The organism is Wolbachia endosymbiont (group A) of Conops quadrifasciatus, from assembly GCF_964027015.1.
Classification (GTDB): Bacteria; Pseudomonadota; Alphaproteobacteria; order Rickettsiales; family Anaplasmataceae; genus Wolbachia.
Genome location: NZ_OZ034722.1, coordinates 845,282 through 862,630 on the forward strand (window position 1 = coordinate 845,282; position 17,349 = coordinate 862,630).

Below are 17,349 nucleotides of genomic sequence, written 5' to 3' on the forward strand. Positions count from 1 at the left end.
TTCAGCAGTTTTTAAGCGTTTAACCAAGTTCATGCCCGTGATCATTGCCAAAAGATGGTGAAGGACCAGGTGAAAAAGATTGACCATGATGATCACCTGCATCATGCATGTCTTGCAAACCATCAGCATTATGAGCCATTTCATTATTGGCATGAGGGTAATCATCTGAGTGAGGTCCCTCATCACCATGAGCCATATCCATTCCTTCTGATGGCATATCTTCCCCACCTCCACCTGAAAAATATTCTGCAAGGCCTTCAAGAAATTTTATGCCAAACATATTACCTGATTTTCCAAACAGTGTTACTAAACTACTGCCACTTACCAAACTTTCAAACACATTATTATAAGCAGCAATCGCCCCTTCATGAAAGTTGAACAACCATTTCATTCCATCCACGACTGTTGAAACAGAGTCACTATGACCAAGACCAAAACCACTTTTCTCACCAGCGGCTTCTTGGTGTTGCTGCTGCGCTTGCCATTCTGCAATATTTGGACCTTGAGCTTCACCCATAAGTTTTTACTCTCAACCTTAAGCTATTATTTTATCACAAATATTGCAAAATATCAATAGAGCTTTTGAATATAGCTAATACAAGTAATTTCTGTCATCCTATATATAGCTAAACTGACTTAGATTTACCGACAATTTGAAAAACTATCATTTTCCAGATGACAGATTTTAACAAAAACGTTGTGGTAAAACATCAAAAAATACTTCCGCCGAATGCCAAAAGTTTTAAAATAAATCCCTAAACTTGCCTAGCAGCTTATTTGTTCAGTTAATGAGCTTTTAATTATATTTGTCTTGCATAAATCAAGAAGGGACGGTGGTGTGCATTTTGGGAAAAAGTTTGAAGAGTCTGCAAATGCATCACAAATTGTTTGTATCATGTCTTTCTTGAGACTTATCCTCTCCCCAATTGTATTTACAATATGAATACCGTCCTCTATCAATTTTGCTAGTAAAGACAGATCATCTGAATTTGTTATTCCTTTTTTTCTTAAAAATTCTTCTATCTCTTCAGTTTCTGGTATTGCTGATAAGTCTTTTATTGTTAAATCTTGAATTTTTGCTAAAGATTCCGGTGTAATTTGCTCATACTTCTGTGTTACAAAAAGCTCTGTGAACTTTCTTTTCCATATTTTTTCCCACCGTTCTTCTAGAGTGGTATGCAGACCTTCTTCAAATTTAAATAACGGAAAAAAAAGGATGCTTATTACCTGTGATCTAAATATGTTACTTACATCTGAAAACAGGTTCCCTTCGAAAATAAGTAAGTTAGAAAGGTAGTGACTTAGTTTACCTTTTACTTTTAAGATAAACCAGCCATCAGCCAAATGCTTAATTTTAGTATCTTTTATAACGGGAAATACAAATTCATACCTGGATTTCATGACTTCTCCGAGCAAAAATCGAAATAAATTAACATTCTCGAAAAAAGCTCTTTTTTTCTGCTGGTCAATTTCATTGTACGAAACATAATTTGTCTGTATGCGACAAGCAATTTCTATGTACAACGAATTAAAGACGCAAAGAAGCTTGCTTTCTGTATCTTCATTTATATCGAAAACCATATCATTTTCTTGCAATGTCCACCACAAGTTAATACGATTCAATATTTCTCTTACCTTATTACCATCAAATTTTTCATCTGAAAGCACCCGTAGTACTTCATTCCGAGAATTGAATAATTTACTATTTAAAAGTGCATGAGTTGCTTCGGGATCTTTTTCAAAAGCAACTATTAGATTATCTAAAATGTTTTTATTTTTACTTTTATCATCCAAGCAATCAAAGAATGCTAAAACTTCGTCAACATTTGCACAGTTTTCATATAGCTCGGTACTGCAGATTTTTCTAAGGACTCTAATGGGGATGCCCCTGAACCTATAAAACAACCTATTGTTTGTTAACAGCAGGTGCAGATTACTTATATCAGAAGCTGTTGTTTTAAGATCAAAAATTTCCCTTAATCCCAAAAAAGTACTATAGCCATTGCATTCTAATGTATGTGGCAGAACATTGTTAATATCATCAATATGTTTTAAATTATCAATCACATTTTTATTTTCCAACATTGAAGTGAGATTATCAAACTCGCGTTCACTCATCTCTTTACGCAAAAAATGTTTGATTATTAGCATTAAACTAGATTGTCCGCCTAAGTTAGAAGGTAAATTATCAATAGACCTGCTGCAAAAGGTGATTGAAAAAATAATGTGAGAGAAGTAGAAGAAGAATAAGCAGATTGAGTAAGGTAAAAAAATGAGCTTTAGTTACTATAACATGAAGAAACACCCAAGAAACTTTCGTAATATAACAGGTTTAACTATAGAGGAGTTCGAAAAGGTAGTGGAAAAAGTTAGGTCTGGGTGGGAAAGACTTGAAAAACAGAAAAAGTGCCATGGTAGAAGATCACAACTACCAACTCTAAAAGATAAGTTATTTTGCGTAATTTTGTACTATCGCACTTACATAACACATAGATTTTTAGGGTGCCTGTTCAATGTGCACAACGCAAATGTATGTAGGTTACTGAAGAAAATAGAGCCATTACTTGCCAAAAAAGTTACTATAACAAAAGATAGAAGTATGACACCAGAAAAAATACTGAAGATTCTGGCTGATATTACAGAACAGCAAATACAGAGACCAGAAGATAGTAAAAAACGGAAGAAATCATATTCAGGAAAAAAAAGAACCAACACTATGAAAACTGAGATTGTTATCGAAGAAGGTGGAAGAATTTTATCAGTGTCAAAGTCATATCGTGGTAGAATTAATGATTTTTGCATAAGGAAACAAGAAAAATATTTACCAATCGATAGCATAAAATATGCCGATTCTGGATATCAAGGTTGGCAAAAATTGCAAAGCAATGTTATAATTCCATATAAAAAGTATCGTAAAAAGCCATTAACTCCAGAGCAGAAAGAGCATAATAGAAGATTAGCATCATTTAGCACCGAACAGAAGAAATCTGTCAAACCAGGAAGAAACTCCTCAATTTAAGTTTTTAGTAGTTTTTAAGTATAGTTGTATAGGAAGCGCCTCTGAAGTTATAACCGAAATTTTCACTGGTGCCATAAGTGCCCGTCGTTTAGCATAAGACCTGCTGAGAATCAAGCAATAAAAAGAAGGAAAGGAGGGTGACTAAAATCAAGGTTAACTAAAAGGCGTGCTTAAGATTCACAATACCAGCAATAATATTGAACCTCAGGTTGTATTTTTTCTGAAAATTGCGGTAAACATGAGACATAATCTTAAATATCTTTATCTCACGGATCTTATTTTCTACTCTCATTCTAAATGATGCTAATCTTCTATTATGCTCTTTCTGCTCTGGAGTTAATGGCTTTTTACGATACTTTTTATATGGAATTATAACATTGCTTTGCAATTTTTGCCAACCTTGATATCCAGAATCGGCATATTTTATGCTATCGATTGGTAAATATTTTTCTTGTTTCCTTATGCAAAAATCATTAATTCTACCACGATATGACTTTGACACTGATAAAATTCTTCCACCTTCTTCGATAACAATCTCAGTTTTCATAGTGTTGGTTCTTTTTTTTCCTGAATATGATTTCTTCCGTTTTTTACTATCTTCTGGTCTCTGTATTTGCTGTTCTGTAATATCAGCCAGAATCTTCAGTATTTTTTCTGGTGTCATACTTCTATCTTTTGTTATAGTAACTTTTTTGGCAAGTAATGGCTCTATTTTCTTCAGTAACCTACATACATTTGCGTTGTGCACATTGAACAGGCACCCTAAAAATCTATGTGTTATGTAAGTGCGATAGTACAAAATTACGCAAAATAACTTATCTTTTAGAGTTGGTAGTTGTGATCTTCTACCATGGCACTTTTTCTGTTTTTCAAGTCTTTCCCACCCAGACCTAACTTTTTCCACTACCTTTTCGAACTCCTCTATAGTTAAACCTGTTATATTACGAAAGTTTCTTGGGTGCTTCTTCATGTTATAGTAACTAAAGCTCATTTTTTTACCTTACTCAATCTGCTTATTCTTCTTCTACTTCTCTCACATTATTTTTTCAATCACCTTTTGCAGCAGGTCTATAGCTGTTCACAGAGCTCATCCAAATCGGGTATATGCATTTGCAAAAGCCTGCAACCACTTTGCAAAAACAGATAAATTAGATGCAAAATTACTAGAAAAATATGCTGAATTTATCACAAAAAATGACGAGGTAATAGAATACATAGTTTCACAAAAGCAAGAAGAACTAAAAGAGCTAAGAGCAGTTGAGCGCAATCTAAACGATGAAGTTCACGCAAATAAGTGTCGTTTGCATAAGGTTACAGGAAAAGCCAGGGAATATATAGAAAAACAGATAGAATTTGCAAAAAAACAATTAGAGCAAATTAGGCAAGACATAGAAGATATAATAAACTCTGATCCTGATTTGAAGGAAAAAAGCAAACTGCTAACTAGCTATAAAGGTGTTGGACGGAAAACCGCAAGTATCCTACTCATAGAGGTACCTGAACTTGGTAGGTTAGATAATAAGGAAATAGCTTGTCTAGTTGGAGTTGCACCAAAAACTAGTGAAAGTGGAAGGAAAGTGAGCAAGGCCCAAGTCATAGGTGGCAGATTTTATGCTCGAAAAGCATTATACATGTCTGCTGTGGTTGCAATGCGTCATAATAAAAAAATGAAAGTATTTTACCAGCGTTTAGTTGACTCTGGCAAAGTCGCTTTAGTTGCTGTAATGAGAAAAATCATCATTTGTTTAAATGCTATGATAAAAAACAATAATTTTTATCTTGATGTTTAAGACGGTAGATGCCATCTTTCTTCTTGGTATAAATTACTTTTATATCTCAATGTTCATACAGCTATGCACGTTTCCGCATAGTGGATGAGGTGTATTACCTCTAAGAGTATGGTTTTACATAATAATATAATATTCTGTTCATAAATCAATGTTTCAACGTACAACAAGAACATTTTCATTGTGATTAAGATTTCTAGTATGTATATTAATAAATCTTGTTCTCAACTAAGTAATGAAAGTAATAATTGTTATAATAATGTTATTGTGTAGCAGTTACACAATAGCAAGCGAGCGAATAAGTCTAGTGGATAAAAAACTATCTCAAGGATATATAGCTCCAGTGCTTAGAGAAGATAGCGTTATTTTATCAGATAAGCACGGCGCTTTATATTCCTTTGATATTGATAACTCAAAGGCTATGAATTGGAAATTACACCTCTCACATAGGAAAAAAATTGGTAACATGAGCCTATCGCATTATGAAAAAAATGTTTTCTTTATAGTGGATAACACTTTACACGCAATAGATGCAAAAACTGGCAAGATTGAGTGGGAAAAAGAATTGAGAGCTCCAGTAAGAGGGAAAGCAGCAGTAATAAATAATAAATTGGTAGTATTGACTATTGATAATTATCTGTACGTGTTTGATATAAAAGATGGCAGCTCCGTTTGGGCTTATCAAAATGGTATCAATGAGGTTCGAGGTTTGTATTCCATATCGCCAACAATTTCTAACGATAAAATAATAGCACCATTTTCAAATGGTGAGTTAATAGCTTTTAATGAAGACGGTAAAAAATTGTGGAGCCAAAAATTGGCTACAAACCTTTTGGATACACAGCTCACAGATGTAACTACTACACCGAGAGTGCTTGATGATACTTTAATAGCTACAAACAATTCTTATATTTATGGTATTGACGTGAAATCAGGAAATATTTTGTGGTCAAAGTCACTGCAAGTAAAAAGTGTATCAGACATTGAGTCATATTATAGTCCTCTTATTCCTGCAGAGAAACAAAAAGAAGGCGGAAGAATTTTTATAGTAACTGAAGATAATAAAATAATCGGCCTGGATATAAAAAATGGAGAAACAGTCTGGGCATCTGATTTAATAGAAAATACGCAATTGTTTGCTCCAATTGTGCATGCCCATACACTGTGGGTGACAAGCAATAAAGGTTCAATGCTTGCTTTTCCTGGATCTGAAAGTGCAGGAAAGGTAGTCAAAGTACCTGGTAATGTGTTTCACACTCCAGTGTTTACTCACGATAAAATATATGTAACAACTGAGGGAAATGGTGTTTATTCTTTAGAAAATAGGTTTGTTCTTTATGATTGATTATGACCTGATTGTTATAGGTGGTGGTCCAGGCGGTTATAAGTGTGCTATCGCTGCTGCAAAACTTGGATTGAAAGTTGCCTGCATAGATAAAAATAGCATTTTTGGTGGTACATGCTTGCGAGTTGGGTGCATACCTTCCAAAGCACTACTTCATTCTTCCTATCAGTATGCTCACACGAAAAATGATCTGTTGAAGCTTGGCATAAAAATTAAGGATGCAAGTTTCGATTTAAAAGAAATGCTAGGCTATAAGGACGCCAGAGTTCAGGAACTTGGAAAAGGTATAGAATATCTGTTTAACCTTCACAAAATCACTAAAATCAATGGACTTGGGAAAATTACTTCTTTTAACCAAGGTAATCTTGAAGTTTCAGTTGAAGATAAGGTGCTGAAGACAAAAAATATAGTAATTGCAACCGGTTCTGACGTTATTTCTTTGCCAGGAATTAATATCGATGAGAAAAGTATTATTTCATCAACTGGTGCATTGTCTTTAACTGAAGTACCAAAAAAACTTGTCGTAATCGGAGCCGGGGCAATAGGGATTGAAATGTCTTCTGTATGGAGGAGGCTAGGGTCTGAAGTCACTGTAGTAGAATTTTTTGACAGGATCGCTGCAGCAATGGATGGAGAATTAAGTAAGTCTCTACTTTCTAGTCTACAAAAACAAGGAATAAAATTTTTACTTAGCACTAAAGTTGAGGGAATAAAACAAAGTAGTAACTCTTTGAGTGTGAAAGTTTGCTCTGTAAAAGATAATCAAACAAACACTATAGAGGCGGATAAGGTATTGGTGGCAGCAGGACGCAAACCATGTACTGATGGTCTTGGTATTGATGAAAAAATAGAAAAAGATAATCGCGGTTTCGTTCAAGTTAACAACAGATATGAAACTAATGTGAAAGGAATATTTGCTATTGGTGATGTGATTGGTGGAGCAATGCTTGCTCATAAAGCAGAGGAAGAAGGAGTGGCAGTTGCAGAGATAATAGCAGGACAGTCACCTCACGTTGATTATGAAATTATGCCATCTGTCATTTACACTCACCCTGCGGTTTCTTCGATCGGTAAAGCCGAAGAGGAACTCAAAAATGCTGGCTATAAGTACAAAGTTGGTAAATGTCAATTTGCTGCAAACGGCAGAGCAAAAATCACTGATGATGCTGAAGGATTCGTGAAAGTGCTGACTTGTAGAAGAGCAGATACAATACTAGGTGTGCATATCATAGGAGCATACGCTGATACGCTAATCAACGAAGCAGCGGTTGCAATGGCATATGGCGCAGCAGCAGAGGATATATACAGAATTTGTCACTCTCATCCTGATATAAATGAAGCCTTTCGAGATGCGTGCATCGATGCTTTCTTTAAAAAATAATTGTGGACCTCGGTTCAATCATTGAAAAATGGTATGAGTGGCTGAGGTGCAACAGATCTTATTCACCAAACACTTTAGAGTCATACATGAGGGACTTGAAGGATCTTATAAGTTTCCTAAATACTCACATTGGTGGAGAAGTAAATGTCGGCACTTTGGAAAAATTGAGCGTACCTGAGTTAAGAAGTTGGCTTACCTCTCGTTACGCAAGAGGTGTGAATGCAAGATCTAACGCTCGTGCATTGTCAGTAATCAGAAATTTTTTCAAGTACATAAAAAACAACTACAATATAGACAATGAAGCTGTATTTTCCTTATCAAGGCCAATTCAGAGAAGAACTCTGCCCAAAGCATTATCAATACCTGATATCAAAACTTTGGTGAAAGAAATGAAATTATCTGACTTGAGCGAACCTTGGGTGGTAAAAAGAGAAATTGCAATTATCGTCCTGCTATATGGTACAGGCTTAAGAATCAGTGAAGCGTTGAACCTTAGGGTTAGTGATATTAACAATGAAAGTTTAATAGTAACAGGTAAGGGAGATAAACAAAGGCAGGTATTCATTCTTGCGGTAGTAAAAAAGTGTATACAGGAATATGTAAAAGCCTGTCCTTATCTTGGCATTAATAATGAAACACAATATCTTTTTTTGGGAGTAAGAGGAAAAAAATTGGGAAGAACTTATGTGGCTAATCGTTTGCAGAAAATAAGGAGAATATTAAATCTGCCAGAAATCTTATCTCCACATGCATTTCGTCATAGTTTTGCTACTCATTTGCTTCAGGAAGATATTGACATAAGATCAATACAACAACTGCTTGGCCATTCAAGCCTTGAGACCACTCAAGTTTACACTCACCTCAATTATCAAGATGTTTTTAATATGTATAAAAATTTTCAGCAGGGCCTGGAGAAGAAATCAAAACCTTAATTTCGTTCTAAATCACTAAGCTGAGTGCTTTTAACATCATTAAGTACTGTGTTTGCTTTATATAAACTATAACATCCTACTAAAAGAAGAACCATTGCAACTGCTGCAAAGAAAGCACTCATCTCTGGAGAATATTCTATTACTAAACATGCACCAACAGCATATACTCCAAGCAATATAAAAAATGCATAAGCATAGTTGCTTTGTTTTTTACCAGGAGAAATTGCTTGTGAAGATTTTTCGTTTTTATTACTCAGACTTTTAGTACGGAGCAGTCTATTTTCTGATGAAAGCCTATCTCTTTCTTCCCTTACTTGTTTCAAATCTCTTTCTAATTGTGAAATTTCGACAGTGTCGTTTGCTCTTCCACACACAATTCTATTAAGTCGAGTTACTTCACTATTTAGATCATTGATTTTTGTTTTTTGAGCCGATTTTTCCCGCCTTAAATCTTTTTCTAACTGTGAAATTTTGTTAATGCCTCTCGTTCTTTAGCGTACGACCCTATCCAGCTCTCGTTCTTTCAAGTTCACCTTTAAGTTCTTGTATAACTTGCTCAGAACCTACCGGTATATCATTCGTACTTGCCAAAGGTTGTAATGTATTTGCAGGAAATTTTTCATTTAGATAATTTACAATAGACTCGATTGGATTATTAACATTTCTCCATGCAGCAACAACAACGGAACGACTCATGAAGCAATTATCCTCTACCAATTCTTTTACATCCTCTAGATCTTTTCTATTAATAGTATTAGTTAATCGCTCTGTAATAGCTTGTTCAATTATTTTCTTCAACCGTGAATTTTGCTCTATAGCTTGTATTGGCTTTATTTGACTAAAATCTAGGTCTTTATGTTTTAAAAGTTTAGTCAATACTTCTTTGTTATCTTGTGTTATTCCTTGTAAACATGATTTGATAATTAAGCTAAGGGGTGTTTCTATTTCTCCATTTTGGATATTAGGGTTAAGCATTTGTTCAACAAACTCTTGTTTCTCAAACATTTGTTTAACAAACCCTGGTGAAATACCCATGTGAATGAGGTCTTGCCTAGTAAACTTTTTCTCAAGCAGCGCCTTCGCCTGGTTAATATTTCCATCAGAAAGAGCATTTAATAATTGTTCTCCTCTTTGGGCTTTTTGTATTTCTACCGTAAGGTGCGAAAAGTCTTTATCCTGTGCTTCTCCAATTTTTCTAATATATTCTTCAGGAGTATGAAAGAAACGCTCTTTATGAGAATCACGAAGACGTTCTTCAGGGAGTTGTTGGTATTCAGGTTTAATAACTAAATAACTATTTTTAACATCTATATCTAATTTAGGATGTCTAAGTAACATCCGTATAAAATTCCTATTTCCCATGCAAAAGGCTAGATGTAGAGCTGTATTGCGTTCTTTAGTTTCTTGGATATTAACATTTAAATTCTGGTGCTGTAAAAGCAACATCATCATTCTTAAGCATATAGGCTTACCATCACCTCTCATGATAATAGTCATTAATGGTGTATATCCCGCATCAAACGCATTAACATCCGCACCCTCTGCCAGAGCTTGTTTAAAAGCTTCTAGGTTTTTATCATCAATAGCTTTAAATAACTTTTCTGTTGGCGTATTAAGTGACTCTTGGGTTCTTTCTGATCCAGTCATACCTACTCTACTTCTTTCCCAAGACATACTAAACCTATCTAATAATTTACTAATGTAATTATGTAAAAGAAAAGGAAAATTGCAAGCGATTTATTCAAAATCCTAGAATTAACTACGACTCTAAAAACTTCTCTGCATCAAGTGCAGCCATGCACCCTGTTCCTGCTGCAACTACTGCCTGGCGATATACCTTATCTTGAACATCACCTGCAGCAAATACTCCTGCTTTACTAGTTAAAGTTGTTCCAGGTTTTGTAATTATGTAACCCTGTTCATCCATTTCAACAAAGCCTTTAAAAATACCTGTATTTGGTGCATGCCCAATTGCAATGAACACTCCATCCACTTCTAACTCTTGAGCTTCCGTTGATTTAACTATAATACCAGTAACTTTTTTCGGATTTTCTTCTCCAAAAATCTGCTCTACAGTATGGTTCCACATTATTTTTATCCTATCATTTTTAAAGAGTCTATCTTGCATTACTTTTTCCGCTCTCAATTTATCACGCCTGTGTATTAGTATAACTTCTTTGGCAAACCGAGTTAAAAATATCGCCTCTTCAACAGCAGTGTTTCCACCACCAACCACAGCTACAACTTTATTCCTAAAAAATGCACCATCACAAGTTGCACAAGCTGAAACTCCGTAACCTTGAAATTCCTTTTCACTCTCCAAACCAAGCCACTTCGCTTGCGCACCAGATGCAATTATAATTGCATCTGAGTAGCAGTCATTGATATTACCAGAAGATCTAAATCTATACTTGTTAGAATCCTCAAGTTGTTCAACGCTTTTTATCTCATCATCTATTATTTTTGCTCCAACCTGTTCTGCATGCAACCTCATCTGCTCCATTAGTTCTGGACCCTGTATTGAAACAAAACCAGGATAGTTTTCAACATCTGTAGTGATTGTAAGCTGACCACCAGGCTGCATTCCCGTTACTACAATTGGCTCTAAGTTTGCACGTGCTGCATATATAGCAGCAGCATAACCCGCTGCTCCAGATCCAATAATAAGAACTTTTGTACTAAATCTATAATTCTTCACTGTATGAGTTTAGATAATCAGCTACTCCTTCATCGCTTGCCTGCATTGCTGGCTTACCTTTTTTCCACCCTGCTGGACATACTTCACCATGCTCCTCATTATGTTTAATTGCATCAATGATTCTAACGAATTCATCGATATTACGCCCTAAGGGCAAATCATTTATCGATTGATGACGTACAATAAATTTATCATCAATAACAAAAGTTGCTCTCAGCGCAATTGAGTCATCATATAAGACCCCATAGTCTCTTGATATAGACTTTTTGATATCAGACACTAAAGTGTAGCTAACCTCTCCAATACCACCATCATTAACTGGAGTGTTTCGCCATTTATAATGTGAAAATTTTGAATCTACACTTATTCCTATCACTTCAATACCACGCTTTGCAAACTCATTTATTCTATTATTGAGCGATATCAATTCAGTTGGGCAAACAAAAGTAAAATCAAGTGGATAGAAAAAAAGGACAGCATACTTATTTTTTATGTGCTTACTCAGACAGAAATCATCAACAATTTCTCCGTCAGAGAGAACAGCTGAAGCAGTAAAATCGATAGCAGATTTTGTTACAAGATTCATAATTGACCTATTCTTTTAAAACAACTCTAATTTTACACTTGATGAACTTATATGCAAGTTTTCTTTAGTTTTAGCCCTATAAAAACTTCCTAAAATAGCTCTTCTTTTTTACCGATAAGATACAATCTAGTTTCACTTTATGACGGTGTCATCCCAGCGCCCCTATGATGTCATTCCAGTGCCCAGACACTGGGATTCAGGAAAGTTTGCTTGCTCACAAGCAAACTAGCATAGAAAGTGGTTACAACATTTCCGATGGATTATATGGAAAACTGGATTCCAGACTGAAATGAAACCCTACTTAACCGTCATACCGCGATTCATTCGCGGTATCTCTAGATCCCGCTAACAAGCAGCGGAATGACGAATTACTAGACCTTTATAGGGATGACGGTTGTCGTTTAGCTATAAATATTTAAGAAATTTACCAAGCGAAAAAAAAGGCAAAAAAATCCCCTAGTGGCGAGTTTTGACCCTTTAATAATTTAAATTGGCGCTATAATAATGTGCTAACGCTCAAATGAAGCGCGTTTTGGCTGAATGTAGAAAAAATTTAAAAGACATGCAGCCGCTATAATTTTATGTAATCCGCCAAAAAATATCCCGAGCTTTTTACTGAATTTTGTCATTAAATCTGCGCAGATCAAAAACAAGTTTTGAGTCAGAAATACTCTTATACCGTGGTAAGGAGGATGGCAAAATGTGTCAAGTAAGTTTTTTCGTTTCTGTGAGCTACCTGCTAATCGACAGCTAGCATTAACCACCAATATCATACCTGAAGAAGCCCCCTGGCCACTCTAAAAAATTTAATGCTGAGTACACTTTACTTTTAGCTTCTTCTACAGTGTTCCCTTTTGCTACTATATTTAGTACTCTTCCACCATCGGAAACTAAGTTACCACTTTCATCCAATTTAGTACCAGCATGAAAGACCAATATACCAGGAATGTTTTCAATTTTATCTAACCCCTTAATTACTTCTCCCTTTTGGTAATCATTTGGATAACCTTTACTTGCAACAACTACACAAACTGTAGCTTTGTTACTAAGCTCCACCATTTTGGCATTTAACTTTCCTTCTACAGTTGACAACATCAATTTTAATAAATCGCAATTTGAATCAAATCTAGGTAATATAGATTGCGTTTCTGGATCACCGAATCTAACGTTATACTCGAGAAGTTTTGGGCCATCTCTGCAAATCATTAAACCAGCAAAGAGTACTCCCTTATAAGGCGTACCCATGTTAACCAATGCTTGAGCTGTAGGGTATATTATTTTTTGGATGATTTTTTGCTCCATGTCCTTACTTATAATTGAAGGTGATGAGTACGATCCCATACCCCCAGTATTTTGGCCTTCATTATTTTCATTCACTCTCTTATAATCTTTTGCGCACCCAAGAGTTACTACTTTCAACCCATCAACAAGAGCAAAAAAGCTTACTTCTTCTCCAATTAAAAATTCTTCTATGATTATTTCTTCACCTGATTCACCAAATTCTTTCTCCACTAGCATTGAATCTATTGCTGAAAAAGCTTCGTTTTCTGCGCAACATATCATCACGCCTTTCCCTGCCGCAATTCCATTTGCTTTCACTACAAGTGGAAACTTTATTTTATTGCTACGTACAAAATCTTTAGCTAATCCTTCATCAACAAAACACTCGTACTTGGCAGTTGGTATGCCATATCGCTTGCATAGTCCTTTGGTGAAAGACTTTGATCCCTCAAGTTTTGCAGCTGCTTGACTCGGAGCAAAAACATTTATTCCCTCTGCAACTAAATCATCAGCAAGCCCATCAATTATTGGTTGTTCTGGACCAATAACAACCAACTCTATATTTTCTCTCTTGCAAAATTGTGTAACATCCACTGAATTTTGAATATTTACATCCACAAGATACCCAAGATCTTTCATAGCTTGGCAACCAGGAGTTACATATAACTCAGTCAAGATAGGAGATTTTTTTAGAGCCCAAAGTAGAGCGTGCTCACGTCCACCAGAACCTATAACCAGAACCTTCATCTTTATTTCCTCGCTTTTCTATATGTCAAAATTATTATTTGCTTATAACAGTATCATTACTCATGTATTTTTGCAACACGTTTGGTATTGCAATCGACCCGTCAGAATTTTGATAATTCTCCATTATGGCAACAATCGTTCTTCCTATAGCTAAAGCTGAGCCGTTTAAAGTGTGAACATATTTTTTTATCTTTTTATCAGTTTCTGAAGAGTATTTAGCGTTCATCCTTCTTGCTTGAAATGCACCACAATTTGAGCAGCTTGATATTTCTCTATATTTATTTTGCTCAGGTAACCATACCTCTATGTCATAAGTCCTTTGTGCAGCAAAACCCATATCACCACTACACAGTAGCATTACTCTATACGGTAATTCTAGTTTTTTTAATATCTCTTCAACAACACTCGTCATGCGCTCAAGTTCATCATTTGATTGGTCTTCAGTTGTAATACTCACCAACTCCACTTTACCAAATTGGTGTTGCCTTATCATGCCTCTCGTGTCTCGCCCTGCGCTGCCTGCTTCTTTACGAAAACACTCTGAATACGCAGTAAAACGAATAGGCAGTTCTTTTTCCTCTACTATTTTATCAGCAACCAAATTTGTTAAAAACACTTCACTTGTGGGAATCAACCTCAATTCGTCGGTAGTTAAATACGAATCGTCAGAAAATTTCGGTAGCTGACCAACATTATACATAGCTTCGTTTTTCACCAAAGCTGGGTGGTACACCTCAGTATAGCCAAATTCATTAACATGCATTTCAAGCATAAAATTTATTAGCGCTCGTCCAAGCTTAGCTAACTGTCCTTTTAATATCGCAAATCTTGATCCGGAAATTTTCGCCGCTTGTTCGAAGTCCATTAAACCTAATTTTTCTCCGAGTTCATAATGAGATTCTGGTACAAAATCAAACTGTCTTTTTCCTCCATATCTTCTCACCTCTAAATTAGAGTTCTCATCTGCGCCTATTGGCACATCTTGCGCAGGAATATTCGGCAAGTTAGATAAAATATTCACTAACTTATCCTTTTCTGCTTGTTCTTTTAAGCTAATTGCCTCTATCTCATTCGTGATGTCTTTTGACAACTCTATTTGCTCTTCACAAGGGCTCTTACTCATTTTAAGCTTCTTTATTTCCTCTGTGATTTCATTGCGCTGCCTATTTAAATCTTGCAATTTAGTGGTTAATGACCTTTTCTCGTGATCAATTTCTAATATCTCTTTTGCAGTAAACTCTCTTATCCCCGTGCTTTTCATTGCCTTTTCAAATCCTTCAGGGTTTTTGCGTATATATTCTATATCGTGCATATATTGTGCTATTACTAACATTATTACTGTACTTCAAAAGCTCTTAATATTCAATATTTTCTCATACTACTAAAATTATTATGGTTGATTTTTTTGTTAGAATTTGTTAAAATTTAATTAACTTAGCGTTCATAGGATGTAGTATGTCAGGCATTATAGAAAAATATAATCAATTTAAAGAGAGCACTTACTTTGCTGGTGGAAAATTCGTTATCTACGCTACTTGTGTATGCCTAGCAGCCACATTTGCTGTTGGCTATTTGGGGTTGATAATAGGATTCCCTCTATTGACCTTTCCACTTGCTATGCTCATCTCTAACCCCGTAGTTTGGGTTTTAATGGGAATAATTCTTACAGTAGCATACAAAATGGTTGTTGAACCTTTATTTTACTTAGCAAAGAACTATATTAATGGAAAAGGAGCAGGTCAAGGTGAGCAAAAAACTCAAGATGGAGATAGTGGTATTTTACCAGGCAGTGAACCCGATTCAAGGAACAGTAGTCGTAGAAGCTCTTTGGATAGTGGTTTGGGTGGTAAAAAGTTTCATGAAAATTTGGACACTCTTGTGCATCAAACAAATAGAAAACATTATGATCATTTGTTAACTAATAGTGACATTGAACATATTGCAAGAGTTGTGTATGGGTACTTACAAAGTGAACATAGTGATAATAATATCTATTTTCTTGCCCCTGGCTATTCTAATGGTATGAGTAAATTCACAGAAAAATGCCTTCAGGATTACAGAGACAAATTAAAACAGAATAATACATTGATATTTACATCAGTTTTTCATATCAATGGCAATCATTGGACAGCTTTGGTTATTAAACCTGATGCAGGTGATAAGAAATTTAGAGCTTATTACTGTGACTCATTTGGTAATCAATTGCCAAATAATGTGCTAAATATTTTCAAAGGAGAACTGTCAAAGGAAGAATGGTCACTAGACATAGCTAGCTCCAAAGTTAAGCAGCAAAGTGACTGGCATAATTGTGGAATATTTGCATTGGAAAACGCTCATAGGATTACGCAAATGCTCAACGAAGGTAAATCATTTGATGAAATTGACGCAGAGTTATCGGAATACAAGCCTAATCCAGAACAATTGCAAAAGAAAAGAAGAGAGTTTACAAAAGCGCTTATGGAAGATGAAAAATGGAAGGAAGATCTAGAAAACGAGCTTTTATACGATCTTCCACCAGGAACGGACACCTCTCTTACCTCAAGGGTGCAGAATACAGCTCAGAGGTTGCTATATAGTTTACAATGAAGGATTACCATTAACCTTATGCCCCTCCAAATAGGAAGTTTGACGATTGATTCTTCAGTTATTTTAGCTCCAATGTCAGGGGTAACTGATTATCCGTTTAGAAGTATTGTAAAGAAGCTAGGTGCAAGTTTGTTAGTTTCAGAGATGATTGCAAGCAGAGCTATGATTATGCAAACTCGTCAGAGTCTGCAAAAAGCAAAAGTCGATGAATTAACTGCTGTGCAGCTTGCTGGATGCGAGCCGGATGTAATGGCAGAAGCTGCAAAACTAAATGAGGATATGGGTGCAAAAATAATAGATATAAATTTCGGTTGTCCTGTTAAAAAAGTTGTAAACGGTTATGCAGGATCAGCGCTAATGCGTGATGAGAAAAAAGCCGCTGAGATAATTGAGGCCGTAGTCAAAGCAGTGAATGTGCCAGTTACGGTGAAAATGCGCACTGGATGGAACGATGAAAATCGCAATGCACCGAGACTTGCGAAAATTGCCGAGGATTTAGGAGCAAAAATGATTACTGTGCATGGAAGGACAAGAGCGCAGCTCTATAACGGTCAAGCAGATTGGAAATTCGTTAGAAATGTTAAAGAACAAGTGAAAATTCCAGTTATAGTAAATGGCGATATTAAAAACTTGAGTGATATTCAAAGTGCTCTTAAAGAATCCGGAGCAGAAGGAGTGATGATAGGTCGTGGTGCCTACGGTAAACCTTGGCTGATTAATCAAGCAATGAATTTTCTGAATGGAAGCGAAACTTCTGAGCCAACAGCTTCAGAGAGATTAAGCATCATACTCGAGCATTACGACAATATTCTTGAGTACTATGGAAATGACACAGGAATAAAGATGGCCCGCAAACACATAGGTTGGTACAGTAGCGGGCTTCAAAGCTCATCTGAATTTCGCATGAGAGTAAATAACATGACAGATAGGACAGAAGTGAAAGAAAATATTATTGGCTTTTTTGGTCAAGAGACACACTAGCTGTAC

15 protein-coding genes and 1 pseudogene are annotated in these 17,349 nt (G+C 35.6%); 7 read left to right on the forward strand and 9 right to left on the reverse strand.

The window, feature by feature from the left end; translation table 11 throughout:
* Positions 1-19 precede the first annotated feature (19 nt).
* Positions 20-517: a hypothetical protein gene (locus AAGD69_RS04485; protein WP_341811791.1), complete on the reverse strand. Its 498-nt coding sequence runs from the start codon at positions 515-517 to the stop codon at positions 20-22.
* A gap of 248 nt (positions 518-765) precedes the next feature.
* Complete coding sequence (locus tag AAGD69_RS04490) at positions 766-2,082, reverse strand: hypothetical protein (protein WP_341811792.1); 1,317 nt, start codon at positions 2,080-2,082, stop codon at positions 766-768.
* A 211-nt stretch (positions 2,083-2,293) separates the two neighbouring features.
* Here AAGD69_RS04490 and AAGD69_RS04495 point away from each other — a divergent pair.
* Positions 2,294-2,995 (forward strand): annotated as a pseudogene (locus tag AAGD69_RS04495) (transposase family protein); the annotation flags it as partial.
* 181 nt (positions 2,996-3,176) lie between these two features.
* Here the strand turns inward: AAGD69_RS04495 and AAGD69_RS04500 are convergent.
* Positions 3,177-3,989 (reverse strand): transposase family protein, encoded by an 813-nt coding sequence (locus tag AAGD69_RS04500; RefSeq protein WP_410529822.1) that lies wholly within the window; start codon positions 3,987-3,989, stop codon positions 3,177-3,179.
* 331 nt (positions 3,990-4,320) lie between these two features.
* On the opposite strand from AAGD69_RS04500, the gene AAGD69_RS04505 reads away from it, so the two are divergent.
* The 4 genes from AAGD69_RS04505 (at position 4,321) to AAGD69_RS04520 (ending at position 8,464) form a co-directional block, all read left to right on the forward strand.
* Positions 4,321-4,809, forward strand: a complete 489-nt coding sequence (locus tag AAGD69_RS04505; protein WP_264328448.1) for a transposase — start codon at positions 4,321-4,323, stop codon at positions 4,807-4,809.
* A 232-nt stretch (positions 4,810-5,041) separates the two neighbouring features.
* Entirely contained in the window at positions 5,042-6,151 is a 1,110-nt protein-coding gene (locus AAGD69_RS04510) for a PQQ-binding-like beta-propeller repeat protein (protein ID WP_341811794.1), read from the forward strand.
* Positions 6,144-7,532 (forward strand): dihydrolipoyl dehydrogenase, encoded by a 1,389-nt coding sequence (lpdA, locus tag AAGD69_RS04515; protein WP_341811795.1) that lies wholly within the window; start codon positions 6,144-6,146, stop codon positions 7,530-7,532. The genes AAGD69_RS04510 and lpdA overlap by 8 nt, the downstream gene beginning before the upstream one ends.
* Positions 7,533-7,534: 2 nt before the next feature.
* A complete protein-coding gene (locus AAGD69_RS04520) occupies positions 7,535-8,464 on the forward strand; it encodes a tyrosine recombinase XerC (RefSeq protein WP_341811796.1) in 930 nt (309 codons plus the stop codon).
* Here AAGD69_RS04520 and AAGD69_RS04525 read toward each other — a convergent pair.
* The 6 genes from AAGD69_RS04525 to serS all read right to left on the reverse strand — a co-directional run bounded on the left by AAGD69_RS04525 (position 8,461) and on the right by serS (position 15,088).
* Entirely contained in the window at positions 8,461-8,787 is a 327-nt protein-coding gene (locus AAGD69_RS04525) for a hypothetical protein (protein WP_341811797.1), read from the reverse strand. The two genes, AAGD69_RS04520 and AAGD69_RS04525, sit on opposite strands and share 4 nt — an antisense overlap.
* Positions 8,788-8,968: 181 nt before the next feature.
* On the reverse strand, positions 8,969-10,111 hold the full coding sequence (locus AAGD69_RS04530; RefSeq protein WP_341811798.1) for an ankyrin repeat domain-containing protein: 1,143 nt from the start codon (positions 10,109-10,111) through the stop codon (positions 8,969-8,971).
* A 112-nt stretch (positions 10,112-10,223) separates the two neighbouring features.
* A complete protein-coding gene (trxB, locus tag AAGD69_RS04535; protein ID WP_341811799.1) occupies positions 10,224-11,162 on the reverse strand; it encodes a thioredoxin-disulfide reductase in 939 nt (312 codons plus the stop codon).
* Entirely contained in the window at positions 11,149-11,748 is a 600-nt protein-coding gene (locus tag AAGD69_RS04540) for a peroxiredoxin (RefSeq protein WP_341811800.1), read from the reverse strand. Before AAGD69_RS04540 ends, trxB begins: the two co-directional genes overlap by 14 nt.
* 756 nt (positions 11,749-12,504) lie before the next feature.
* Positions 12,505-13,776, reverse strand: a complete 1,272-nt coding sequence (gene purD, locus AAGD69_RS04545) for a phosphoribosylamine--glycine ligase (protein ID WP_341811801.1) — start codon at positions 13,774-13,776, stop codon at positions 12,505-12,507.
* Between the two features lie 34 nt (positions 13,777-13,810).
* Positions 13,811-15,088: a serine--tRNA ligase gene (gene serS, locus AAGD69_RS04550; RefSeq protein ID WP_341811802.1), complete on the reverse strand. Its 1,278-nt coding sequence runs from the start codon at positions 15,086-15,088 to the stop codon at positions 13,811-13,813.
* A gap of 143 nt (positions 15,089-15,231) precedes the next feature.
* On the opposite strand from serS, the gene AAGD69_RS04555 reads away from it, so the two are divergent.
* Positions 15,232-16,362, forward strand: coding sequence for a Ulp1 family isopeptidase (locus AAGD69_RS04555; protein WP_341811803.1), 1,131 nt, complete (start codon positions 15,232-15,234; stop codon positions 16,360-16,362).
* A gap of 18 nt (positions 16,363-16,380) precedes the next feature.
* A complete protein-coding gene (gene dusB / locus AAGD69_RS04560; protein ID WP_341811804.1) occupies positions 16,381-17,343 on the forward strand; it encodes a tRNA dihydrouridine synthase DusB in 963 nt (320 codons plus the stop codon).
* Positions 17,344-17,349: the final 6 nt, after the last annotated feature.